This is a genomic window from Alsobacter sp., assembly GCF_059501845.1.
This window is the reverse complement of record NZ_JCACDK010000005.1, coordinates 1-23,022: the sequence shown is the minus strand read 5'-3', so window position 1 is coordinate 23,022 and position 23,022 is coordinate 1. Positions and strand designations below refer to the sequence as shown.

General features: G+C 66.3%; 22 protein-coding genes. All 22 read right to left on the bottom strand.

The window, feature by feature from the left end; translation table 11 throughout:
* Positions 1 to 254: 254 nt before the first annotated feature.
* The gene (locus AC5JCN_RS05370) at positions 255 to 950 is read right to left on the bottom strand and encodes an ABC transporter ATP-binding protein (protein ID WP_495753999.1); all 696 of its coding nucleotides are present in this window, start codon (positions 948 to 950) and stop codon (positions 255 to 257) included.
* 7 nt (positions 951 to 957) lie between these two features.
* The gene (locus AC5JCN_RS05365; protein WP_495753998.1) at positions 958 to 2,256 is read right to left on the bottom strand and encodes a lipoprotein-releasing ABC transporter permease subunit; all 1,299 of its coding nucleotides are present in this window, start codon (positions 2,254 to 2,256) and stop codon (positions 958 to 960) included.
* Between the two features lie 10 nt (positions 2,257 to 2,266).
* The gene (gene proS / locus AC5JCN_RS05360; RefSeq protein ID WP_495754077.1) at positions 2,267 to 3,589 is read right to left on the bottom strand and encodes a proline--tRNA ligase; all 1,323 of its coding nucleotides are present in this window, start codon (positions 3,587 to 3,589) and stop codon (positions 2,267 to 2,269) included.
* 566 nt (positions 3,590 to 4,155) lie between these two features.
* Positions 4,156 to 4,383 (bottom strand): DUF1467 family protein, encoded by a 228-nt coding sequence (locus tag AC5JCN_RS05355; protein ID WP_495753997.1) that lies wholly within the window; start codon positions 4,381 to 4,383, stop codon positions 4,156 to 4,158.
* A gap of 37 nt (positions 4,384 to 4,420) precedes the next feature.
* Positions 4,421 to 4,825: a methylmalonyl-CoA epimerase gene (mce, locus tag AC5JCN_RS05350; protein WP_495753996.1), complete on the bottom strand. Its 405-nt coding sequence runs from the start codon at positions 4,823 to 4,825 to the stop codon at positions 4,421 to 4,423.
* Positions 4,826 to 4,916: 91 nt separating this feature from the next.
* Positions 4,917 to 6,587, bottom strand: a complete 1,671-nt coding sequence (locus AC5JCN_RS05345; RefSeq protein WP_495753995.1) for a ribonuclease J — start codon at positions 6,585 to 6,587, stop codon at positions 4,917 to 4,919.
* 24 nt (positions 6,588 to 6,611) lie between these two features.
* Positions 6,612 to 7,400, bottom strand: a complete 789-nt coding sequence (locus AC5JCN_RS05340) for a biotin--[acetyl-CoA-carboxylase] ligase (RefSeq protein ID WP_495753994.1) — start codon at positions 7,398 to 7,400, stop codon at positions 6,612 to 6,614.
* Positions 7,401 to 7,404: 4 nt separating this feature from the next.
* The gene (gene nuoN, locus AC5JCN_RS05335) at positions 7,405 to 8,844 is read right to left on the bottom strand and encodes an NADH-quinone oxidoreductase subunit NuoN (RefSeq protein ID WP_495753993.1); all 1,440 of its coding nucleotides are present in this window, start codon (positions 8,842 to 8,844) and stop codon (positions 7,405 to 7,407) included.
* Between the two features lie 62 nt (positions 8,845 to 8,906).
* Positions 8,907 to 10,409: an NADH-quinone oxidoreductase subunit M gene (locus AC5JCN_RS05330; RefSeq protein WP_495753992.1), complete on the bottom strand. Its 1,503-nt coding sequence runs from the start codon at positions 10,407 to 10,409 to the stop codon at positions 8,907 to 8,909.
* Positions 10,409 to 12,430: an NADH-quinone oxidoreductase subunit L gene (gene nuoL, locus AC5JCN_RS05325; RefSeq protein WP_495753991.1), complete on the bottom strand. Its 2,022-nt coding sequence runs from the start codon at positions 12,428 to 12,430 to the stop codon at positions 10,409 to 10,411. Before nuoL ends, AC5JCN_RS05330 begins: the two co-directional genes overlap by 1 nt.
* Positions 12,431 to 12,463: 33 nt before the next feature.
* On the bottom strand, positions 12,464 to 12,772 hold the full coding sequence (gene nuoK / locus AC5JCN_RS05320; protein WP_495753990.1) for an NADH-quinone oxidoreductase subunit NuoK: 309 nt from the start codon (positions 12,770 to 12,772) through the stop codon (positions 12,464 to 12,466).
* 20 nt (positions 12,773 to 12,792) lie between these two features.
* Positions 12,793 to 13,410 carry an NADH-quinone oxidoreductase subunit J gene (locus AC5JCN_RS05315; RefSeq protein ID WP_495753989.1) on the bottom strand — a complete coding sequence of 206 codons (618 nt, stop codon included), beginning with the start codon at positions 13,408 to 13,410 and terminating at the stop codon, positions 12,793 to 12,795.
* A gap of 188 nt (positions 13,411 to 13,598) precedes the next feature.
* The gene (gene nuoI / locus AC5JCN_RS05310; protein ID WP_495753988.1) at positions 13,599 to 14,087 is read right to left on the bottom strand and encodes an NADH-quinone oxidoreductase subunit NuoI; all 489 of its coding nucleotides are present in this window, start codon (positions 14,085 to 14,087) and stop codon (positions 13,599 to 13,601) included.
* A gap of 56 nt (positions 14,088 to 14,143) precedes the next feature.
* On the bottom strand, positions 14,144 to 14,389 hold the full coding sequence (locus tag AC5JCN_RS05305) for a hypothetical protein (protein WP_495753987.1): 246 nt from the start codon (positions 14,387 to 14,389) through the stop codon (positions 14,144 to 14,146).
* An 11-nt stretch (positions 14,390 to 14,400) separates the two neighbouring features.
* Entirely contained in the window at positions 14,401 to 15,432 is a 1,032-nt protein-coding gene (nuoH, locus tag AC5JCN_RS05300; protein WP_495753986.1) for an NADH-quinone oxidoreductase subunit NuoH, read from the bottom strand.
* An 11-nt stretch (positions 15,433 to 15,443) separates the two neighbouring features.
* Complete coding sequence (gene nuoG / locus AC5JCN_RS05295; protein ID WP_495753985.1) at positions 15,444 to 17,525, bottom strand: NADH-quinone oxidoreductase subunit NuoG; 2,082 nt, start codon at positions 17,523 to 17,525, stop codon at positions 15,444 to 15,446.
* Positions 17,526 to 17,575: 50 nt separating this feature from the next.
* The gene (locus AC5JCN_RS05290; RefSeq protein ID WP_495753984.1) at positions 17,576 to 17,842 is read right to left on the bottom strand and encodes a pentapeptide repeat-containing protein; all 267 of its coding nucleotides are present in this window, start codon (positions 17,840 to 17,842) and stop codon (positions 17,576 to 17,578) included.
* 5 nt (positions 17,843 to 17,847) lie between these two features.
* Positions 17,848 to 18,348 (bottom strand): DUF3291 domain-containing protein, encoded by a 501-nt coding sequence (locus tag AC5JCN_RS05285; protein WP_495753983.1) that lies wholly within the window; start codon positions 18,346 to 18,348, stop codon positions 17,848 to 17,850.
* Positions 18,349 to 18,500: 152 nt separating this feature from the next.
* Positions 18,501 to 19,802, bottom strand: coding sequence for an NADH-quinone oxidoreductase subunit NuoF (nuoF, locus tag AC5JCN_RS05280; protein WP_495753982.1), 1,302 nt, complete (start codon positions 19,800 to 19,802; stop codon positions 18,501 to 18,503).
* A 6-nt stretch (positions 19,803 to 19,808) separates the two neighbouring features.
* On the bottom strand, positions 19,809 to 21,083 hold the full coding sequence (gene nuoE, locus AC5JCN_RS05275) for an NADH-quinone oxidoreductase subunit NuoE (protein WP_495753981.1): 1,275 nt from the start codon (positions 21,081 to 21,083) through the stop codon (positions 19,809 to 19,811).
* Positions 21,083 to 21,982 (bottom strand): glycosyltransferase family 2 protein, encoded by a 900-nt coding sequence (locus AC5JCN_RS05270; RefSeq protein WP_495753980.1) that lies wholly within the window; start codon positions 21,980 to 21,982, stop codon positions 21,083 to 21,085. Before AC5JCN_RS05270 ends, nuoE begins: the two co-directional genes overlap by 1 nt.
* A 26-nt stretch (positions 21,983 to 22,008) precedes the next feature.
* Positions 22,009 to 23,022 (bottom strand): NADH-quinone oxidoreductase subunit D (locus AC5JCN_RS05265; RefSeq protein ID WP_495753979.1); only part of this gene is annotated, 1,014 nt, incomplete at its 5' end.

Sequence of the window (23,022 nt, the reverse complement as noted above, 5' to 3'; positions counted from 1 at the left end):
CTCATTATGTTCGTCTTTTGTTCTCGCGCAAGTGAAAGTCATGCCCAGCTTATCCACAGGCAGGCGAGACGCTGCGTTATGGTTAATTGCCGGCCGGAGGCTGGTCTTTTGCGGACCAGTCAGTCCCGGCGGGCGGCATAGCAGGCCGTAAAAGGGAGCAAGGGAGGTTCGGACGGAGACGGGGTCCGCGCAAGGACTGGACCCCTTCCCGGCCCTCTGGGCAGCCGGGGATAACAGACGCGAGGCCGACTACGTCACGCGAGCTCTACCACCACCCCGTCGCGGATCGTCACGCGCCTGTCCATGCGCGCGGCAAGGTCGAGGTTGTGCGTCGCCACGATGGCGGCGAGGCCGGTCTGCCGCACGAGGGTCGTCAGCGTGTCGAACACGTGCGAGGAGGTGTGCGGGTCGAGGTTTCCCGTCGGCTCGTCCGCCAGCAGGATACGGGGAGCGTTCGCGACGGCGCGGGCGATCGCGACACGCTGCTGCTCGCCGCCGGACAATTCGGACGGCCGGTGCTCGAGCCGCTCGCCCAGGCCGAGATAGGAGAGCAGCCCGGCGGCACGTTCGGCAGCGTCCTTGCGCTTCAGCCCGCGGATGAGCTGCGGCAGCATCACGTTCTCCAGCGCCGTGAACTCGGGCAGGAGGTGATGCGCCTGGTAGACAAAGCCGATTTCGATGCGCCGCAGCGCCGTGCGCTCGTCATCGCCGAGTTCGACGGTACCGCGCGAGCCGATATACACCTCGCCCGCGTCGGGCTTCTCCAACAGGCCCGCGAGTTGCAGGAGCGTCGACTTGCCGGTGCCGGACGGCGCGATCAGCGCGACGGACTGGCCGGCCCAGACCGCGAGGTCCGCCCCGCGTAGAACCTCGAGCGCGTGGCCCTTCGTCTCCGCAAAGCGCCGCTCGACGTGCCAGAGGTAGAGAATGGGATCGGGGACGCCGGACACGCAGGCCTCACTCGTAGCGCAGCGCCTCGACCGGATCGAGCCGGGCGGCGCGCCATGAGGGATAGAGCGTGGCGATGAGCGAGAGCACGAGCGCCAGGACCAGGATGGTCGTCACCTCGCGCGGATCGATCTCCGATGGCAGGCGGCTGAGGAAGTAGAACTCGGCGGGGAAGAGATCGGTGTCGAAGAGCTTCGAAATGGCATCGACGATCGCCCCGAGGTTCATGCTGATCACCACCCCCAGCAGGAAGCCGAGCAGCGTGCCGACCACGCCGATGGCGCCGCCCGTGATCAGGAAGATGCGCATGATGGAGCCCCGCGTAGCCCCCATGGTGCGCAGGATCGCGATGTCGGCGCTCTTGTCCTTCACCAGCATGATCAGGCCGGACACGATGTTGAGCGCGGCCACGAGCACGATCAGGAGGAGGATCACGAACATGACGTTGCGCTCGACCTTCAGCACGCCGAAGAAGGTCATGTTGCGCTGGCGCCAGTCGGACAGGATCAGCGGCCGGTCGGCGGCGGCATCGATGGCGGCCTTGCCTTCGTCGATCCTGTCGGCATTGTCGAGATAGACCTCGATGGCCGTTACGTCGCCTTCGCGGCCGAAATAGGCCTGCGCCTCCGCGAGCGGCATGTAGATGAAGCCGGCATCGAACTCCGACATCCCGACCTCGAACACGGCCACGACAGGATAGGCCTTGATCCGTGGCGTGACGCCGAACGGCGTCTCCGCCCCGCGCGGGGATGTGAGCGTGACGCTGTCGCCGGGGCGGACGAAAAGCTGCTCGGCCAGTCGCCTACCCAAGGCGACGCCGCCCGCCGTGTCGAAACCGTCCAGCGTGCCCTGCCGGATCGTGCCGCCGATCGAGGGGATGCGCTTGATGTCGGCCTCCCGCACGCCGCGCACGAGGACGCCGGCGGCGGCAGCCTGGGAGGAGGCGAGTGCCTGCCCCTCGACCATGGGGAAGGCGAACTTCACGCCGGCTGCCTTGGATATCCGGTCGGTCACGTCTGCGAAATCCGTCAGCGGCTTATCGACGGCCGCGGCGAAGATGTGGCCGTTGATGCCCACGATCTTGTTCAGCAGCTCGCTGCGGAACCCGTTCATCACCGACATGACGATGATCAGCGTCGCCACGCCGAGCATGATGCCGAGGAAGGAGAATCCGGCGATGACCGAGATGAAGCCCTCGCGGCGACGGGCGCGCAGATAGCGCCCAGCCACCATCCACTCGAACGCCGAGAAGGGCGCGGTGCCCTCGGGCTCGCGCGCACCCGCCTGTGCCACCGCCGCATCCGCCATCGCGCCGGCCTCAGGCGCTCAGGCGGGCGACGGCGTCTTCGACCGACACCTGATGGCGTTCGCCGGAGGCGCGGCGCTTCAGCTCCACCTTGCCCTCGGCGAGCCCCTTCGGGCCAACCACGACCTGCCAGGGCAGGCCCAGGAGGTCTGCTGTGGCGAACTTCGCACCGGGGCGCTCCTCGCGATCGTCGTAGAGCACGTCTATGCCACGCATCTCCAGCGCCTTGTAGATCGTGTCGCAGGCCGCATCAGTGGCAGCGTCGCCGACCTTGAGGTTGAGGAGACCGACCCTGAACGGGGCAACCGCGTCGGGCCAGATGATGCCGTGCTCGTCATGCCCGGCTTCGATCAGCGCAGCCGCGACACGGGACGGCCCGATGCCGTAGGACCCCATGTGAACGGGCCGCTCGACACCGTCGGGGCCTGCCACCACGGCCTTCATCGGCTCGGAATACTTGGTGCCGAAATAGAAGATGTGGCCGATCTCGATGCCGCGGGCCGAGACGCGGCGATCCTCGGGCAGCGCGGCGAAGGCGGCCTCGTCATGCATGTCGGACGTGGCGGCGTAGCGCCCCGTCCATTTGTCGACGATTGACTGCAGCCCGGCGACGTCGTCGAAGTCCGTATCGGCGGGCGGAGCCTCGTACTCGAGAAAGGCGCGGTCGCAGAAGACTTCGCTCTCGCCCGTGGCGGCGAGGATGATGAATTCGTGGCTCATGTCGCCCCCGATGGGGCCGGACTCCGCGCGCATGGGAATCGCCGTGAGGCCCAGCCGGTGGAAGGTGCGGAGATAGGCTACGAACATCTTGTTGTAGGAGTGGCGGGCCGCCTCCTGGTCAACGTCGAAGGAGTAGGCGTCCTTCATCAAGAACTCGCGAGAGCGCATCGTGCCGAAGCGCGGGCGCACCTCGTCCCTGAACTTCCACTGGATGTGATAGAGGTTGAGCGGAAGGTCCTTGTAGGAGCGTACCGACGCCCGGAAGATCTCGGTGATCATCTCCTCGTTTGTGGGACCGAACAGCATGTCCCGCTCATGCCGGTCCTTGATGCGGAGCATCTCCTTTCCGTAGGCCTCGTAGCGGCCCGATTCGCGCCAGAGATCGGCCGACTGGATGGTCGGCATCAACAGCTCGACGGCGCCCGACCGATTCTGCTCCTCCCGGATGATCCCGTTGATCTTCTCGAGAACGCGCAGGCCCGCCGGCAGCCAGGCATAAATCCCGGCGGATTCCTGGCGGACGAGGCCGGCCCGCAGCATCAGGCGATGCGAGACGATCTCTGCCTCCTTCGGCGTTTCGCGCAGGATCGGCAGGAAGTAGCGGGACAGGCGCATGGGAGAACGAAGACCATTCTGGAGGACGGGGCGCCGGAAAGGCTCGTTCATGAAAACCATCGGCGCCCAAAACACAAGCGTTCGGGGACGCCGCGGGGCGGGGTGCAGCCGGCAAGGCGGGCCCGCCATCTTGCCTCTGCTGCAGTCCCCTCTTGTGGCGTTGCCGAGCCATGAGACGGCCAGATCATAGACGCCAGAATTGGAGACGAGCGGCCTTTTCCCGTCAGGCGAGCAGCCCCGGGTCGGCACACCGGGATCTCACTCCAAAAACTGCATCTTTTTCGCTCCGGGCCTGCACAAAGAGATGACAGCCGAAAAACGCTGGGCTATGAATTGTCGCCAACAACAGACCCGCCGCCGGATCAACCGGTGCAAAGGGTCAGGGTCCAAGTCTTGGGAGGAAGACGGCCAGCATGCTCGGGAAGGGCTGCTGGATCGGTAGCGGAAGTGGCGCCTGAAATGGCTGACGCCCGACGCCGATCACGAAACAAAAAATCTGAAAGGCAAGGCGAAAGCCTTGCCTTTATTTTTTGCGCCTGTGATCAACGATAAAATTCTAACGCTATTCAGTCCGTGTAGTGGATGAACGCGTAAGCGAGCGCAAAGGCCGGGATCGCCGCGAGCGTCGTCCACAACAGCTTGCGCCACATGGCCGGAGCGATGGGCGCGCCCGGTTCGGTGCCATCGGTGACCTCGCCGCCTTCGTGCTGGCTGCGGACGCCGATGGGCAGGATGGCGAAGAGCGTGATCCACCAGATGATGAAATAGAGGGCGATCGAGCCGCTGATCGTCATGGTGGATATCCGTTTCCAAAGCGAAGGCGCCAGCGCCTCATGCCTGCTCGAGTTCGACGAGCGTGCCGTTGAAATCCTTCGGGTGCAGGAAGAGCACCGGCTTTCCGTGAGCGCCGATACGCGGCTCGCCGTCGCCGAGCACGCGGGCACCCTGCCCTCTCAGCCGGTCCCGCGCAGCGAGGATATCGTCCACCTCGTAGCAGATGTGATGGATCCCGCCGTCGGCGTTGCGTTCCAGAAAGCGCGCGATCGGTGACCCCTCGCCCAGCGGCTCCAGCAACTCGACCTTCGTGTTCGGCAGCTCGACGAAAACCACAGTGACACCGTGCTCCGGCTGCGGCAGCGGCGCCGAGACCTTGGCGCCCAGCGTCTCGCTGTAGAGGCGCGTCGCGGCATCCAGATCCTTTACGGCGATGGCGACGTGGTTCAGGCGACCGATCATGTGGGTACCTCCCCGGCTGGAAGCCCGACGGATATCGCGGCTCCCGGCACCGGCGCCACCCGTCCTTTCGTCAGGGCGGCGGCGGGGTCCCTCATACGACGAGAACGTGTACGTGGCACATGGGCTTCTTGCCCCAGGCGTCCGCAACCGCCCCACGCACCGAGCGCTCGATGGCGCCCTCCATCAGGTCGGGATCGCGGCGCTTCTGCTTGGGGAGGCTGTCAAGGACGTTGAACACCGCCTTTTCGACGATATCCTCAAACGGCACGCCGTCGCGCGTGGCCTGCGGCAGGCCGGTGATCTCCAGCGCGGGATCGCCGATCAGGCCGCCGCGCGAGTCGACCGCGATGGCCACCGAAACCACGCCGCCGAAGGAGAGCCTCCTGCGCTCCTGCACAGCCGAGTCGCCCGCATTCACCAGCAGGTTTCCGTCCTTGTAAAGGCGGCCGGGGACGATCTGGTCGACGACGCCCGGGCGACCGGGACCGAGCAGCACGACGTCTCCATCGGTGGGCACAACGACGTCCTTCACGCCGAGGGAGCGGGCGAGCTTCTCGTGCTCGTGCAGGTGCAGCGCCTCGCCGTGGACGGTCACGGCCACCTTCGGGCGCACCCAGTGATACATGCGCTCCAGCTCGCCCCGGCGCGGATGACCGGAGACGTGGACCATATGCGTCCGGTCGGTGATCACCTCGACACCGCTCCGGATCAGACCGTTGATGATGCGGCCGACCGGCTTCTCGTTGCCCGGGATGGTGCGCGACGACAGGATCACCCTGTCACCCTTCGCAAGCGTCACGTCCGGGTGCTGGTTTTCGGCGACCCGTGCCAGCGCGGCGCGCGGCTCGCCCTGGCTGCCGGTGAGAAGGGCGACAACCTTGTCAGGCGGCAGATAGCCGTAGTTCTCGATGCCGCGTACGGGCGGCAAACCGTCGAACATGCCGAGTTCGTTGCCAACCTGGATGACGCGGTCCATGGCCCGGCCGACCGCCACCACCTCGCGGCCGGCTGCTGCCGCCGCCTCGCAGACGGCCCTGATGCGCGCGACGTTCGAAGCGAAGGTCGTGACGGCCACGCGGCCCGGAGCGGAGGCGACCAGCTCCTTCAGCGTCTCGGCAACGTCCGCCTCGCTCGGGCTCTCGCCTCCGCGGATGGAGTTGGTGCTATCGCAGACCAGCGCCAGCACGCCCTCGTCGCCGAGCGCGGCAAGCCGCTCCGCGTCGGTCGTCCAGCCGACGCCGGGGTGCGGGTCGATCTTCCAGTCGCCGGAGTGGAGCACCATGCCCACCGGGGTGCGGATGGCGAGCGCGGTCGACTCCGGGATGGAGTGCGCCATTGCGACCACCTCGACGTCGAACGGGCCGAGCGGCAGCCGCGATCCGCGGTCCATGATCGAGATGTCGAACTTCTGCGCGCCCGGCTCCTGCAGCCGGCGCACTTCGAGCAGCCCAGCTGCGAAGCGCGTCATGTAGACAGGCGCACGCAGGCGCGGCCACATCTCCACCAGCGCGCCGATGTGGTCCTCATGGGCGTGTGTGATGATGATGCCGACGAGGTCCTGGCGGCGCTGCTCGATGAAGGACATGTCGGCGATGATCAGGTCGACGCCGGGCAGATCATCGCCCGCGAAGGCGACGCCGCAGTCGACAAGCAGCCATTTCCGGCGGCGGGGAGGTCCGAAGCCGTAAAGGCTGGCATTCATGCCGATCTCGCCCACCCCTCCAAGCGGAAGGAAAACGAGTTCGTCGTCGCCGTGCGACATGTGTGCGTCCTTGCTCATGGAAGGTCAGCCGGACGGAATGGCCAGGCCGGAAAGAAAAACGTCGCCCGCTTCGATGGGGACGGTGATGCCACGCTCCTCCAAGAGCAGACGGCCGTCCGCGTCAAGGTCGCGGAATGTCCCTCGCCTGTCGCCATCGGGCCGGCGGACCAGGATCGGCTCCCCGAGCCCGCCTGCCCTCTCGAGCCAGGCGCGGCGGAGCGCTGGGAAACCAACGCCCGAGGCCCAGGCATCCACCCAGAAAGCCATTGCGTCCGCAAGGAGCGGCAGGAGATCCGAAGGCCGGCACCCGATTCCGAGGGACGCGAGGTCGGTCGCCGGATAGGGCGTCTCCGACGGGTGGTGCGAGAGATTGACACCGATGCCGATGACGGCGGCAAAACGCGGCGGCTGCCCGGCGCCAGGGAGGCTGCTGCCCTCGACGAGGATGCCTGCCAGCTTTGCGCCATCGCAGAGGAGGTCGTTCGGCCATTTCAGGCGCAGGCGGCCGGGGGCCAGACCGGTGGCCCTTCCGACCGCGTCGTGCAGCGCGACGCCGGCCACGAAGCCGAGCTGCGGCGCGATGCGCATCGGCCCGGGATCGACGAGGAGCAGTGTGGAATAGAGGTTCCCGGGAGGCGAAGACCAGGCCCGTCCGCGGCGCCCGCGGCCTTTGCCCTGCGCGTCCGCGACGACCCAGACACGCCCGGGATCGCCGGACCGGGCCAGGGCTGCCGCCTCGTCGTTGGTCGACCCCACCTCGCCGCAGTGGTCGAGCCTGTAGCCGCCTGAGATCGCTCTTTCGCCGAGCTTCACGGGATCAGAACAGCGACTTCGCCGCCACCGTCGCGGCCGCGACGAGCGGCGCCGGCCACAGCCAGAAGAGCAGGTTCAGGATGCCCGACACGCCCATGACGGTCTTCAGCGTCGCGTTGGCGGGCGTGAACGCCTCCCTGGGCTCGTCGAAATACATGATCTTGACGATGCGGAGGTAGTAGTAGGCGCCAATGGCGCTGGTGATGACGCCGATGACCGCCAGGGCGTAGAGCTTGGCCTCCACCGCCGCGGCAAAGACGTACCACTTGGCGAAGAAGCCGGCGAGCGGCGGAACGCCGGCCAGCGAGAACATCAGCATTGCGAGGACAAAAGCCATGAATGGGTCGGTTCGCCCGAGACCGGACAGGTCCTCGATCTCCTCGACATAGGTGTCGCCGCGCTTCATGGCGAGGATGCAGGCGAAGGTGCCGAGCGTCATGACGAGGTAGATCGCCATGTAGATGGCGACACCCTGCACGCCAGCGGGCGTGCCGGCCGAAAGCCCCACGAGCGCGAACCCCATGTGCCCGATCGAGGAGTAGGCCATCAGCCGCTTGATGTTGCGCTGGCCGATCGCTGCGAACGACCCGAGCGCCATCGACGCGATCGCGATGAAGACGACGATCTGCTGCCACTGCACGAGGATGCCGGGAAACGCGGTGATGACGATGCGGACGGTGAGGGCCATGGCGGCCATCTTGGGCGCAGCCGCGAAGAAGGCCGTGACGGGCGTCGGCGCGCCCTCGTAGACGTCCGGCGTCCACATGTGGAAGGGCACGGCAGAGATTTTGAAGGCGAGGCCCGCCATGACGAAGACGAGGCCGAAGATCACTCCGGTGGAGCCTTCACCCTGCAACACGGTGGCGATGGTGGCGAAGGAGACCGAACCGGTGAGGCCGTAGACCAGCGAGGCGCCGTAGAGCAGCATGCCGGAGGACAGCGCGCCGAGGACGAAGTACTTCAGGCCCGCCTCGGTGGCCCTCACGTCGTCGCGGTGGAATGCGGCGATGACGTAGAGCGCGAGGCTCATCAGCTCCAGGCCGAGATATAGCGCGATCAGGTCGCCCGCCGAGATCAGCATCATCATGCCGAGCGTCGACAGCAGGACTAGGATCGGGAACTCGAAGCGCTGGACACGCACGTCGTCCCAATAGTCCAGCGACATGGCGAGCGTCACGGCGGAGCCGAGCAACGTCGCAATCTTCATGAACTTGCCGAAGCCGTCGATGACGAAGGAGCCGTGGAAGGCCGACTTCGGCGCCGGGTCCTGGCCGAAGGTCAGTGCCAGCGCGATCCCGAGAACGATGAATGCGCCGACCGTGACCATCCCCAGCGAACGGTCGCCGCGGATCGCGCCGACGAGCACCAGCAGCAGCGCACCCACTGCCATGATGATCTCAGGCAGAGCGGGTCCCACATAGGGGAGAACGGCATGGCCTAGCATCGGTCAACCTTCACGGATCGGGCGTGCCCCCGCAGGGGCGGACGGAACAACGCAACTGGTCATCACTGCGCGGCGAGGGCCGCAGTCTTGGCCGCGCCGATGGCCGCCTGCGCGGTCTTCAGCAGGGCGTCGGTCGGCGCAGCGAAAGCCTCGAGGATCGGCGCAGGGTGGATGCCGTACCAGATCGTCAGCACGATCAACGGCGCGAGGACGAGCACCTCGCGCGGCGTGAGATCCGTGATCGACTTCAGGCTCGGCTTCTCCAGAGGCCCGAACATCACCCGGGCGTAGAGCCACAGCGCATAGCAGGCGGAGAGAATGACGCCCGTCGTGGCGAAGAAGGCCACCCAAGGATTGGCCTTGAAAGCTCCCATCAGCGTCAGGAACTCGCCGACGAAACCGGAGGTGCCGGGCAGGCCGACATTCGCCATGGTGAACACCATCAGCGCCACCGCATAGAGCGGCATGCGGCTGGTGAGGCCGCCATAGGCCGCGATCTCGCGGGTGTGCATCCGGTCGTAGACGACGCCGACGCAGAGGAAGAGCGCGCCCGAGACGAGGCCGTGGCTCACCATCTGGAACATCGCGCCCTGGATGCCCTGGGCAGTCAGCGTGAACAGCCCCATCGTCACGAAACCCATATGGGCCACGGACGAATAGGCGATCAGCTTCTTGATGTCCTCCTGCATCATCGCGACGAGCGAGGTGTAGATGATCGCGATCACGGACAGGGCGAAGACGAAGGGCGCGAAATAGACGGAAGCGTCCGGGAACATCGGGATCGAGAACCGGATGAACCCGTAGCCGCCCATCTTCAGCAGGATCGCCGCGAGGATGACCGAGCCGGCCGTCGGCGCCTCGACGTGGGCGTCGGGCAACCAGGTGTGAACCGGCCACATCGGCATCTTCACCGCGAAGGAGGCGAAAAAAGCCAGCCACAACCAGGTTTGCATGCCGGCCGGGAATTTGTGGGCCAGCAGCGTCGGGATGTCGGTCGTGCCGGCGTCCCAGTACATCGCCATGATGGCGACCAGCATCAGCAGCGAGCCGACGAGGGTGTAGAGGAAGAACTTGAAGCTGGCGTAGATGCGCCGCTTGCCGCCCCAGATGCCGATGATGAGGAACATCGGGATCAGGCCGGCCTCGAAGAAGAGGTAGAACAGCACGAGGTCCAGCGCCGCGAAGACGCCGATCATCAGCGCCTCGAGGACGAGGAAGGCGATGAAGTACTCCTTCACGCGCTTCTCGACCGAAACCCACGACGCCACGATGCAGAACGGCATCAGGAAGGTCGTGAGCAGGATGAAGGGGAAGGAGAAGCCGTCGACGCCGAGCTTGAAGCGGATCGTCTCCGACAGCCAGGCGGTCTCCTCGACCATCTGGAAGCTGGGATCGGCGGGTTCGAAGCGGCCCCACGCCACCAGCGAGACCACGAAGGTGATCAGCGTCGTGAACAGCGCCACCCAGCGGATGTTGCGCTGCCCGTTGGGGGTGTCCGACGGCACGAAGAGGAGGAGAATCGCTCCCAGCAGCGGGAGGACGAGGAGGCCGGTCAGCAGGCCCATCAGTGAGCTCCCCCGAACATGTACCAGGTGACCAGGGCGGCGACGCCGATCAGCATGGCGAAGGCGTAGTGGTAGACGTAGCCGGTCTGCAGGCGGACGACGGCCTGGGTGAGGTCGAGCACACGGGCGGAGACGCCATCCGGCCCGAGGCCGTCGATGACCATGCCGTCGCCCTTCTTCCACAGCGTGCGGCCGAGCCACTTCGCCGGACGGACGAAGATGACGTCGTAGAGCTCGTCGAAATACCACTTGTTGAGCAGGAAGCGGTACAGCAGCGGCTGGCTCTCGGCGAGTTGGCGAGGCAGGTAGGGATACCGCACGTAAAACAGCCAGGAGACGACGAAGCCGATGACCATGGCGATCGTCGGCAACCAGGCGACGAGCGCCGGAACGTGCTCCTCCTCGCCCAGCACGATGGCACCCTTCCAGAAGTGCTCGCTGGCTTCGCCGATGAAGTACTTGCTGAAGACGATGCCCGCCAGAAGCGCGCCGACCGCGAGAACCTCCAGCGGTATCAGCATCACCCTCGGCGACTCGTGCGGCTCCACGGTGTGGCCGTGGGCGCCATGGCCGTGATCGTCATGCGCATGCGCTGCATGGGCATGAGAGCCGTGGCTGTCGTCCTCGGCCTCCACATGGTGGCTGACGGCGGCATCGTGGCCGTGCGGCGTGTCCCAGCGCGGCGTGCCCTCGAACGTCAGGAAATACAGGCGCCAGGAGTAGAATGAGGTCAGACCTGCCGTCAGCACGAGCAGCACGAAGGCGTAGACGTTGCCGACCGTGTGCGTGGCGTAGGATGCCTCGATGATCGCATCCTTGGAGAAGTACCCGGCCGTCAGCGGGAAGCCGGTCAGCGCCAGCGTGCCGATCGCCATCATCGCAGCCGTCAACGGGATCTTCTTGCGCAGCCCGCCCATGCGCCGCATGTCCTGCTCGTGGTGCATTGCATGGATGACGGAGCCGGCGCCCAGGAACAGCAGGGCCTTGAAGAAAGCGTGCGTGAAGAGGTGGAAGATGCCGGCACCGAAGGCGCCCGCGCCCAGCGCGACGAACATGTAGCCGAGCTGCGAGCAGGTCGAGTAGGCGATCACGCGCTTGATGTCGTTTTGCACGAGGCCGACCGTGCCGGCGAAGAATGCCGTCGTCGCGCCCACGATCAGAACCACGGCCATCGCGACATGCGAGGCCTCGAACAGCGGCGACAGGCGGGCCACCATGAACACGCCGGCCGTCACCATGGTCGCGGCATGGATGAGGGCGGAGACCGGCGTCGGGCCCTCCATCGCATCCGGCAGCCAGGTGTGCAGCAGAAACTGCGCGGACTTGCCCATCGCGCCCATGAAGAGCAGCAGGCAGGCGATGGTGACGGCGTTCCAGTCGTAGCCGATGAAGTGGAACGTCTGCTTGCTCAGCTCATCCACCTTCGGAAAGATGGCGTCGAAGACCACCGAACCCGTCAGGGCGAAGACGAGGAAGATGCCGAGCGCGAAGCCGAAGTCGCCGACCCGGTTGACGATGAAGGCCTTCATCGCCGCGGCGACGGCCGAGGGCTTCTGGTACCAGAACCCGATCAGCAGGTATGAGGCGAGGCCCACGCCCTCCCAGCCGAAGAACATCTGCACGAGGTTGTCGGCCGTCACCAGCATGAGCATGGCGAAGGTGAAGAGCGACAGGTAGGCGAAGAAGCGCGGACGATGCGGATCCTCGTGCATGTACCCGATCGAGTAGAGGTGCACGAGGAAGGACACGGTGTTGACGACGACGAGCATGACCGCCGTCAGCGTGTCCACCCTGAGCGCCCAGTCTACGGCGAGGTCGCCGGAGACGATCCAGCGGGCGATCTGCACCTTCTCCCCACCGCTGCCGAAGCCGACGGAGAAGAAGGCGATCCACGAGAGCACCGCCGACACGGCGAGAAGGCCCGTGGTGACGAGCTCGCTCGGCCGCGGCCCGATGAACCGGCCGAAGAGGCCGGCGATGAGGAAGCCGACGAGCGGCAGGAAGACGATGGCCTGATACATGTGCCCTGTCCGTCGGAGCCCGGCGCGCCTGGCTCAGCCCTTCATCATGTTGATGTCTTCCACCGCGATCGTGCCGCGGTTGCGGAAGTAGACGACGAGAATGGCGAGCCCGATCGCGGCTTCGGCAGCAGCGACGGTCAGCACCAGCATGGCGAAGACTTGGCCGACGATGTCGTTCAGGAAGCTCGAGAAGGCGACGAAGTTCAGGTTGACCGAGAGCAGGATCAGCTCGATCGACATCAGGATGACGATGACGTTCTTGCGGTTGATGAAGATGCCGAGCACGCCGATCGTGAAAATGATCGCCGCGAGCGCCAGGTAGTGTTGGAGACCGACTTCCATGTTCGCCTCGGTTGATCCCGTCACACGCCCTGCCGGGAAGGCACTTTCTTGACTTCCATCGCGGTGGCGCGATTGCGCGCCACCTGGGCGGAAATGTCCTGCCGCTTGACGCCCGGCTTGTGGCGCAGCGTCAGAACGATGGCTCCGACCATGGCCACCAGCAGGATCATGCCCGCGGCCTGGAAATAGTAGACGTACTGGGTGTAGAGCACCCGGCCTATCGCCTCGGTGTTGGACACCAGCACCGCGCTCGCCGGCGCCGCACCGGAGGCATGCCGCAGCGCGCCGGGTTCGATGGCGAAGGTCAGCATCACCATGATGAGCTCGGCCAGCAGGATGCCCGCCAGCACGACGCCGATCGGCAGATAGCTCTGGAACCCCTGGCGCAGCTGCGCGAAGTCGACGTCGAGCATCATGACGACGAACAGGAAGAGCACGGCGACCGCGCCGACGTAGACCACGACCAGGATCATCGCGAGGAACTCGGCGCCCATCAGGACGAAGAGCCCGGCCGCGTTCACGAAGGCCAGGATGAGGAAGAGCACGGAGTGCACGGGGTTGCGCGAGGCGATCACCATGAAGGCCGAGGCCACGGTGATCGTCGCGAACAGGTAGAAGAAGGCCGCGGCCACGCTCATGCGAGGTGTTCCCCCGGACCGCCAAATGCGGCCCCGATATCGCCGGCCGGACCGGGTGGCCCGCCGTTTTCCCAAAGACTCAGGCCGGGAGGCCTGCCGTCTGCCCCGCAGGGTCTATAGACAGCCAGCCCCGGCCCCACAACCCTGACGTCCCGCGCGGCTCCCCCGATGGTCCGCGCCGGTCGTGCTCACCGGTACGGAGCGTCTGCCGCGATGTTGCGGGCGATCTCCCGCTCCCAGCGCGCGCCGTTCTCCAGCAGCTTATCTTTGTCGTAGAAGAGCTCCTCGCGCGTCTCCGTCGCGAACTCCATGTTCGGCCCCTCGACGATGGCATCCACGGGACAGGCCTCCTGGCAGAAGCCGCAGTAGATGCACTTCGTCATGTCGATGTCGTAACGGGTCGTTCGGCGCGTGCCGTCGTTGCGACGCGGGCCGGCTTCGATCGTGATCGCCTGCGCCGGGCACACCGCCTCGCAGAGCTTGCACGCGATGCACCGCTCCTCGCCATTGGGGTAGCGCCGCAGGCCATGCTCGCCGCGGAAGCGCGGCGAGATCGGTCCGCGCTCGTAGGGATAGTTGAGCGTGGCCTTCGGCTTGAACAGGTAGCGCATCGAAAGCCCGATGGCCCCGACGAACTCCTTCAGCAGCAGCGAGCTTGCAGCCTGTCTCAGTCCCATGTCCTCGCCGGCGCGTCAGCGCCGCTCCTTGATTACGCGGCAGAGCCGCGCCGTTTTCATCCGCCGGTGATGGTCTTCCCGAGGAGGTAGCCCACCACCGGGAACACGCCCACCGTCATGATGAGAAAGACGACGCGCATGCCGCGGATCTTTCTCTCGAATACAGCCGTCTCGTCAGGTCCCTGCGACCTGTCGAGCTTGCGGAGCCGTCCTTCCACCACGCCGGCTACGACGCGGTAGTCGACATAGCCGAGCGCCAGTCCGACCAGCGCGCCGACGAGGCCGGCGAGGGACAGCTCCACGGCCCCTCCCCTCAGGTCCCAGGCGCCCAGCCGGTGAACTGCAGCACCCCCGCCACGATGACGACCATGGCGAGCGAGATGGGCAGGAACACCTTCCAGCCCAGCCGCATCAGCTGGTCGTAGCGATAACGGGGTACGAAGGCCTTCACGAGCGCGATCATGAAGAACATCGCCGACGCCTTCAGCACGAACCAGATCAGCCCCGGCACCCATGTGAAGGGGGCGAACGGGATCGGCGACAGCCAGCCCCCGAGGAACAGGATCGTCATCAGCGCGCACATGCTCATGATGGCGACGTACTCGCCCAGCATGAAAAGCAAATACGGGGTGGAGGAGTACTCCACCATGAAGCCCGCCACGAGCTCCGATTCCGCCTCGACCAGGTCGAAGGGCGGCCGATTGGTCTCGGCCAGCGCCGAGATGAAGAAGATCACGAACATCGGCAGCAGCGGCAGCCAAAACCAGCCGAAAAGGCCGGCGCGGCTGTCCTGCGCGCGGACGATGTCGCTGAGGTTCAGCGATCCCACGCAGAGCAGCACGGTGATGATGACGAAGCCGATGGAGACTTCGTATGACACCATCTGCGCTGCCGAGCGTAGCGCCGACAGGAACGGGTACTTCGAGTTCGAAGCCCAGCCGCCCATGATGACGCCGTACACGCCGAGCGACGAGATGGCGAAGATGTAGAGGATGCCGACATTGATGTCGGCGATCGCCCAGCCTTCCGCGAGCGGGATGACCGCCCAGCCGGCGAGCGCGAGACCCGCCGTCACCAGGGGCGCCAGAAGAAAGATGCCCTTGTTCGCACCGGCCGGGATGATCGGCTCCTTGATCGCGAACTTGATGAGGTCGGCGAAGGATTGCAGCAGGCCGAACGGCCCGACCACGTTGGGGCCGCGGCGCAGCTGCACCGCCGCCCAGACCTTGCGGTCGGCGTAGAGCGCGAAGGCGATGAAGATCAGCAGCAGCGCGATCAGTACGAGGCTCTGGATCAGCGGCTTTCCGACGGCCCAGACCCAGCTGTCGTAGAACGAGGTTTCCATCACCCTCTCCGTCACTCGGCCGCGACGGCCGCGGTGCGGCCTATCGCAAGGGCCGAGCATTCGGCCATGATGCCCGAAGCGCGGGCGATGGGGTTGGTCAGATAAAGGTTGGCCACGGCCTTCACGAACGGTGCCTTGTCTGTGGTCCCGCCCACCGAGGCGAGCTTCTGCACGTCGGCGGGATCTCCGGCCGCGATCGCGTCCAGCCGCAGCAAGTGCGGATGGTCCTCGACCATGCGGGCGCGCAGCTGCGTCAGCGAGTCGAAGGGCAGGCGCTTGCCGACGAGATCCGACAGAGCGCGCAGGATGGCCCAGTCCTCGCGAGCCTCACCCACCGGGAAGGTGGCGCGGGCGCCGGCCTGGACACGGCCTTCGGTGTTGACCCAGATGCCGTTCTTCTCGGTATACGCCGCGCCCGGCAGGATCACGTCGGCCCTGTGCGCGCCGCGATCGCCATGCGTGCCGATATAGACGACGAAGGCTCCGGGAGCGACGTCGATCTCGTCCGCCCCGAGGAGCACCACCACGTCGAGCGCTCCCGGCTGCGCCATGGCGAGGGCATCGAGCCCACCCTCCCCCGGCACGGCGCCGACGTCGAGGGCACCGACGCGGGACGCCGCCGTGTGCAGCACTGAGAACCCGTTCCAACCCTCGGCCAGCGCGCCGGAAGTGACGGCCGCCTGCGCGGCGAGCGCCAGAACCGCCTCTCCGTCAGGACGCGACAACGCGCCCTGTCCGACGATGATCAGGGGCTTCTTCGCGTCCTTCAGCACCTGGGCGAAGGAGTGCGATCCGTCGACGATGCCAGCCAGCGTCTCCGGCCCGGCGCCGAGGTGCTGAACGGGGAAGGTGAGGTCCACAGCCTCGCCTATGACACCCACCGGCAGCGGTCCCATGCGCCAGCGCTTGCGAATGCGGGCGTTGAGCACCGGCGCCTCACGGCGGGGGTCGGACCCCACGAGCAGGACTGCGTCGGCTTCCTCGATGCCCTGCACCGTGCTGTTGAAGATGTAGGACGCGCGCCCGTGACGCGGGTGCAGCTTCGTTCCGTCCTGGCGGCAGTCGATGCTGGCCACGCCGAGGGCGTCTGCAAGCAGCTTCACCGCGAAGGCCTCCTCAGTGGAGGCGAGATCGCCGACGATGAAGCCGGTCCTTGCGGGGCCGGCGGCCTTGATCCGCGCGGCCGTGGCCTGCATCGCCTCGGCCCAGCTCGCGGGCCGCAGGCGGCCATCCTGCCGGACATAGGGGCGGTCGAGGCGCTGGGACCTGAGGCCGTCCCAGACGAAGCGGGTCTTGTCCGAGATCCACTCCTCGTTCACCGCCTCGTTGAGCCGCGGAAGAATGCGCAGCACGTCGCGGCCGCGCGCGTCGACGCGGATGGCCGAGCCGAGCGCGTCCATCACGTCCACTGTCTCGGTCTTGGAAAGCTCCCAGGGCCGCGCCTTGAAGGCGTAGGGCTTGGAAGTGAGCGCGCCGACGGGGCAGAGGTCGATGATGTTGCCCTGGAGCTCGGACGCCATGGCGTTCTCGAGGTAGGACGTGATCTCCATATCCTCGCCGCGGCCGATGGCGCCGAGGTCCGGCACGCCCGCAACCTCGGTGGAGAAGCGGACGCAGCGCGTGCACTGGATGCAGCGGTTCATCTGCGTCTGGACGAGCGGCCCAATATACTTGTCCTCGACCGCGCGCTTGTTCTCGGCGAAGCGCGACGTGTCGACGCCGTAGGCCATCGCCTGGTCCTGCAGGTCGCACTCGCCACCCTGGTCGCAGATCGGGCAATCCAGCGGGTGGTTGATGAGGAGGAACTCCATCACCCCTTCGCGCGCCTTCTTCACCATCGGGGACCGCGTGAGGACGACCGGCGGCTCGCCGTTCGGGCCGGGCCGGCAGTCACGCACGCCCCAGGCGCACGACGCCACGGGCTTGGGCCCGCCCTTCACCTCGACGAGGCACATGCGGCAATTGCCAGCGATCGAAAGCCGCTCGTGGAAGCAGAAGCGCGGAATCTCCGCGCCGGCCGCCTCGCACGCCTGAAGCAGCGTGTACTCGGCGGGAACGTCCACCTCGACTCCGTCGACGATGATCTTGGCCATCGGTTCTTCCAGTTCCTCAGTTCGGCGCGGCGACGAGGTCTAAACGTGTGTCAGGTTTGTGGGCCATCCGGCTGCTCCTGTCCTGACTGGGCCAGGTATGCCGCAAACAGCGCGCTGACCGGTACACCCTCGATAGTCGCTCCCAATAGATTGCAGTCTACGAAGCGGGAGCCCGCAAGGTTCGCGTTATCCACCGTGATCTCCGACAGATTCACGTCGTGGAAGGCGCTTCCGGAGAGGTTCACGTCGCGGAAGACGGAACCGGATAGGTCACAGTCGCTGGCCTCCAGCGCACAAGTTTCATTCTCAATCCGCATCTCGCTCACTCCGCCGCGACCTGCGAGCACGACCGCTCGCGCCAGAGTTTCGCGTCCTTCAGCCACGACCAGCCGAAGGCATGGTCGCTGTCGCCATTCGCTTCCAGATGGGCCAGGCGCTCCATCCCTTCTTCGAGCGTCGGGTGGTGGCCTGCCGGCACCCACCACATGACGAAGTGCATGCGGCCGAGCACCTCGAACCACTCCTGGCGGCGCTCATAGAACTGCCGGTGCACGGTGTTCCAGACGAAGACCTCGAGGGTCTCCACGCTCTCCCAAACCGTCAGGTTGGAGACGAAGAGCGGGTCACCGGCGATCTTGGTGTCGGTGTTGCCGGTGTTCGGGCCGCCCGAGCCTTCCATCATCCAGACGAAGCCGGGCATGCGCTTGCCCATGCCGTTCACACGGTCGAGCGCCCGCATGAACTCGGCCACGCGCGGATCGTCCACCGGCGCGACGAGGCGGCCGATGTTCAGCTCCGCGAGATGGTGGCCCGGAGGCGTCATGTGCTCCTCGTGTCCCAACCTGTCGTCCCCGGTGCCTTGCGAAGCAGGGCGGGACGGAATCCAGGCATTGTCGTTCCAAACTTCGGATCCAGAGCCGAAAAAGGCTGGATCCCCTTCCTTTCCGCGGCTGCGCCGGGGATGACAGACAAATCCTACTCCGCCGCCACTCGCACCGGTTCCGAATGCGGGTTGGCCGCATAGTCGTCGATCCGCTTCTCGATCTCGTGTCGGAAATGCCGGATCAGGCCCTGCACCGGCCATGCCGCCGCGTCGCCGAGCGCGCAGATCGTGTGGCCCTCCACCTGCGTCGTGACCTCCAGCAGCATGTCGATCTCGCGCTTCTGGGCGCGGCCCTCGGCCATGCGCGTCAGCACGCGCCACATCCAGCCCGTGCCCTCGCGGCACGGCGTGCACTGGCCGCAGCTCTCGTGCTTGTAGAAGTACGAAATGCGCGCGATCGCCCGGACAACGTCCGTCGACTTGTCCATGACGATCACGGCCGCGGTGCCGAGGCCCGACTTGAGGTTGCGCAGCGTGTCGAAATCCATCGGCGCATCGATGATCTGGTCGGCCGGCACCATGGGCACCGACGAGCCGCCGGGAATCACCGCCAGCAGATTGTCCCACCCGCCGCGGATGCCGCCGCAGTGGCGGTCGATCAGTTCGCGGAAGGTGAGGCCCATCTCCTCTTCCACGTTGCACGGCGTGTTCACGTGGCCGGATACGCAGAAGAGCTTCGTGCCGACATTGTTGGGCCGGCCGATACCGGCGAACCACGCCGCGCCGCGGCGAAGGATCGTGCCGGCCACGGCGATCGACTCGACGTTGTTGACGGTCGTCGGGCAACCATAGAGGCCCATATTGGCAGGGAACGGAGGCTTCAGGCGCGGCATGCCCTTCTTGCCCTCGAGGCTTTCGAGAAGCGCCGTTTCCTCGCCGCAGATATAGGCGCCCGCCCCGTGGTGGACGACGAGGTCGAACGGCCAGCCATGGACATTGTCCTTGCCGATCAGGCGGGCCTCATAGGCCTCGTCGACCGCCGCCTGGAGCGCCTCGCGCTCGGCGATGTACTCGCCACGGATGTAGATGTAGCAGGCGTGCGCACCCATCGCGAAGGACGCGATCAGGCAGCCCTCGATCAGGAGATGCGGATCGTGCCGCATGATCTCCCGGTCCTTGCAGGTGCCGGGCTCGGACTCGTCGGCATTGACCACGAGGAAATGAGGCCGCCCGTCCGACTGCTTGGGCATGAAGGACCATTTCAGCCCGGTCGGGAAGCCGGCACCCCCGCGCCCGCGCAGGCCCGACTTCTTCATCTCGTCGACGATCCAGTCGCGGCCGCGGTCGAGCAGCACCTTGGTGCCGTCCCAGGCCCCGCGCATCTGCGCGGCCTTCAGGCCCGGCGAGTGAAAGCCGTAGAGGTTGGTGAAGATGCGATCGCGATCAGCCAGCATGTCCGGTCAATCCTTCGGCCTGTCGCCGATCTTGCTCTCCGGCCGCCAGCCGGAGGCGAGCTTCTGAGCCTGGTCGATCCACTTGTCGCGCACGGCGCGCCCGCGAAATGCGCCGAGGTTCTGGTCCACCCAGCGGAGGTTCATCTCGTTCCACTTCGCGATCTGGGCGAAGTGGAAGATCCCCATGCCGTTCAGCATCTTGGCCAGCTTGGGGCCGACGCCCCAAATCAGCTCGAGATCGTCAGCCTGCCCCTGCGGGCCGGACAGAAGCTCAGGCTTGTGCTCGTCCGACACAGGCGGTGCGTCGGCCGCGACCGGCGTGGCCTTGCCGCCGCCCTCGCCCTGGCCGGGTGTCGCCACGAAGGAGGTCGGGCGAGCCTCGGCGGGAGCGTCCGCCAGTTTCGCCGCGGGCTTCTCGGTCGTGGTCGATGTCTTCGGGTCGGCGGCCTTGGCCTGCGCCTCGGGATGGATGGCCGGCTTGCCGTCGGCCACACGCGCGGCGGGAGTGTCGGCCGCCTTCTGCCCGCCGGTGTTGTCGGAGGGCTTGCCGGGCTTTGGCGTCTCGGCGGCCTGCGCGGCGGCGGCTTTATCAGCTGCGGCCTTCTCCTCGGCGGCGATGCGGGCCTTCTCGGCCTCTTCCTCGAAGCGCTTGCGCCACGCGCCGACGACCGATCCGTCGAACAGCGCCGGATCCGTCAGGGTTGCGGCACCCGTGGCGGGTTCCGAGGAGACGCGACCGTTCTGCGGTCCCACCTTCACCGGCCGTCCGGCGGCGAGGTCATCCAGCAGCCTGTTGAAATTCTCGGTCGTCAGGTCCTCGTAATAGTCGTTGTTGATCTGCACCATCGGCGCATTGCAGCACGAGCCGAGGCATTCGACTTCCAGCCACGAGAACTTGCCGTCGGGCGTGACCCTGCGCTGCGGGCCGATGCGCTGCTCGCAGACCTTGATGATGTCCTCGGCACCGCGCAGGCGGCACGGCGTCGTCCCGCAGAGCTGGATGAAGTACTTCCCCACCGGCTCCAGGTTAAACATCGTGTAGAAGGTGGCGACTTCGAGCACGCGGATATAGGGCATGCCGAGCATGCGCCCGACCTCCTCGATCGCCGCCTTCGGCACCCAGTAGTCGTGCTGCTCCTGCGCCCGCCACAGCAGCGGGATCACCGCCGACGCCTGCCGCCCCTCGGGGTACTTGGCAATGAGCGTCTGCGCCCATTTCAGGTTCTCGGGCGTGAAAGCAAAGCTCTCGGGCTGGACTTCTGCGAGTCTGCGGACCGACATCAGGGCCTCTTCTCAAGCGCGGCGACAGGCGCGGCCGATGTCGCGCGGGGCCGTAACGCCAGGACATTGCGGAACAGAATTTCTTCTCCGCCTACCAGGAAATCGATGGTTCCCAATGCACGCGCCCGCAGTCGTGCGAGAGCGGCGCGATCACCGGACATGGCATGCCGCAAGCCCACAGCCGCATACACGACCAGCTTGCGCAGACAGAGAGCGCGGCCCTTCACAGGTCCGCCGCGCTTGAGCATCACATAGGCGGCCGACTGCCCCATCAACCTGTCTCGCAGGAAGGACGAGTAGCCGTCGACGGACGAGGACTTTGCCACGAGATGGTCGACGGCAACGCCTTCGACCTGCCCGATCCGGTATCCCGAGTCGCGCGTGCGCAGGCAGATCTCGTTGTCCTCGCCGAACAGGAACAGCTTCTCGTCAAAGAAACCCGCCGTCCTGAAGGCATCCAATCGCAGCAGCATCGCTGCGCCGACGACGTCGCGGACCTCGCGCAGTGCCGGCACCCCCTCGCTCGCACTGCCCCCGAGCCCTGCGGGACCGAGAATTGCGAAGTCCGGGTTCGCTTCGGCCGTCGCCACCAGAGCCTCGAGAGAGCCGGGCGAGAGGACGCAATCGGGGTTGAGCAAGAATGCGTAAGGGGTCGTCGCCTGGCGCAGCCCGACGTTGCTGGCGCGGCCAAAACCGAGGTTTGAGTCGAGCGCGACCACCTCGGCCCCGGGATACGTTTCGCGCACCACGGATACCGTCTCGTCGTTGCTGCCATTGTCGACCACGATGATGCGGACGCCGGCGGGAACGGAGCGCACCGCGGCAGCGACCACGGACGCGCTGTGAAAGGTGACGGTCACAACCGTCACCTTCGCGCCCAAGCCGGTCGGATCTGCCAACGATGCGATCTCCGCAGGGTCGCTCCTCACCGGTCGACCTCTCCGAAGACGATGTCGAGCGAACCCAGGACGGCCGACACGTCGGCCAGCATGTGGCCGCGGCAGAGATGGTCCATGGCCTGGAGATGCGCGAAGCCGGGTGCCCTGAGCTTGCAGCGGTAGGGTTTGTTGGTGCCGTCCGCGACGAGGTAGACGCCGAATTCGCCCTTCGGCGCCTCGACGGCGGCATACACCTCACCCTCGGGAACGTGGAAGCCCTCGGTGTAGAGCTTGAAGTGATGGATGAGCGCTTCCATCGAGCGCTTCATCTCGCCGCGCTTGGGCGGAACGATCTTGCCGTCCTTGGTGGATATCGGCCCCTGTCCATCCGGCGCGCGCAGCTTGGCGATGCACTGCTTCATGATGCGCACGGACTGGCGCATCTCCTCCATGCGGATGCAGTAGCGGTCGTAGCAGTCGCCGTTCTTGCCGATGGGGATGTCGAAATCCATCTCCTCGTAGCACTCGTACGGGTCTGCCTTGCGCAGGTCCCACGCGGCGCCTGAGCCGCGCACCATGACGCCCGAGAAGCCCCAGGCCCACGCCGTGGCGAGCGGCACGACGCCGATGTCGACATTGCGCTGTTTGAAGATGCGGTTGTCGGTCAGCAGGTTGTCGAGGTCGTCGACCACCTTCAGGAATGGATCGCAGAAGGCCTCGATATCATCGACAAGCTGCGTCGGCAGGTCCTGGTGCACGCCGCCGGGCCGGAAATAGGCCGCGTGCATGCGCGAACCCGAGGCCCGCTCGTAGAAGATCATCAGCTTCTCGCGCTCTTCGAAACCCCACAGCGGCGGGGTGAGCGCTCCGACGTCCATCGCCTGCGTGGTCACGTTCAAGAGGTGCGAAAGCAGCCGGCCGATCTCCGAGTAGAGGACGCGTATCAGCTGCGCGCGGCGCGGTACCGCGATCCCAAGCATCCTTTCGACCGCCAGGCACCAGGCATGCTCCTGGTTCATCGGCGCGACGTAGTCGAGCCGGTCGAAATAGGGCAGCGCCTG

Coding starts and splice junctions, on each gene's coding strand:
- AC5JCN_RS05285 (WP_495753983.1), bottom strand. CDS start 18,348: ATGACGCCTCCGGGCCACCATCTCGCGGAGCTGAACATCGGCCGCCTC.
- nuoK (WP_495753990.1), bottom strand. CDS start 12,772: ATGGAAGTCGGTCTCCAACACTACCTGGCGCTCGCGGCGATCATTTTC.
- nuoI (WP_495753988.1), bottom strand. CDS start 14,087: ATGGGACTGAGACAGGCTGCAAGCTCGCTGCTGCTGAAGGAGTTCGTC.
- nuoH (WP_495753986.1), bottom strand. CDS start 15,432: ATGGAAACCTCGTTCTACGACAGCTGGGTCTGGGCCGTCGGAAAGCCG.
- AC5JCN_RS05365 (WP_495753998.1), bottom strand. CDS start 2,256: ATGGCGGATGCGGCGGTGGCACAGGCGGGTGCGCGCGAGCCCGAGGGC.
- nuoE (WP_495753981.1), bottom strand. CDS start 21,083: ATGTCGGTCCGCAGACTCGCAGAAGTCCAGCCCGAGAGCTTTGCTTTC.
- AC5JCN_RS05315 (WP_495753989.1), bottom strand. CDS start 13,410: ATGAGCGTGGCCGCGGCCTTCTTCTACCTGTTCGCGACGATCACCGTG.
- nuoG (WP_495753985.1), bottom strand. CDS start 17,525: ATGGCCAAGATCATCGTCGACGGAGTCGAGGTGGACGTTCCCGCCGAG.
- nuoF (WP_495753982.1), bottom strand. CDS start 19,802: ATGCTGGCTGATCGCGATCGCATCTTCACCAACCTCTACGGCTTTCAC.
- AC5JCN_RS05345 (WP_495753995.1), bottom strand. CDS start 6,587: ATGTCGCACGGCGACGACGAACTCGTTTTCCTTCCGCTTGGAGGGGTG.
- AC5JCN_RS05290 (WP_495753984.1), bottom strand. CDS start 17,842: ATGCGGATTGAGAATGAAACTTGTGCGCTGGAGGCCAGCGACTGTGAC.
- nuoN (WP_495753993.1), bottom strand. CDS start 8,844: ATGCTAGGCCATGCCGTTCTCCCCTATGTGGGACCCGCTCTGCCTGAG.
- proS (WP_495754077.1), bottom strand. CDS start 3,589: ATGCGCCTGTCCCGCTACTTCCTGCCGATCCTGCGCGAAACGCCGAAG.
- AC5JCN_RS05330 (WP_495753992.1), bottom strand. CDS start 10,409: ATGGGCCTGCTGACCGGCCTCCTCGTCCTCCCGCTGCTGGGAGCGATT.
- nuoL (WP_495753991.1), bottom strand. CDS start 12,430: ATGTATCAGGCCATCGTCTTCCTGCCGCTCGTCGGCTTCCTCATCGCC.
- AC5JCN_RS05355 (WP_495753997.1), bottom strand. CDS start 4,383: ATGACGATCAGCGGCTCGATCGCCCTCTATTTCATCATCTGGTGGATC.
- mce (WP_495753996.1), bottom strand. CDS start 4,825: ATGATCGGTCGCCTGAACCACGTCGCCATCGCCGTAAAGGATCTGGAT.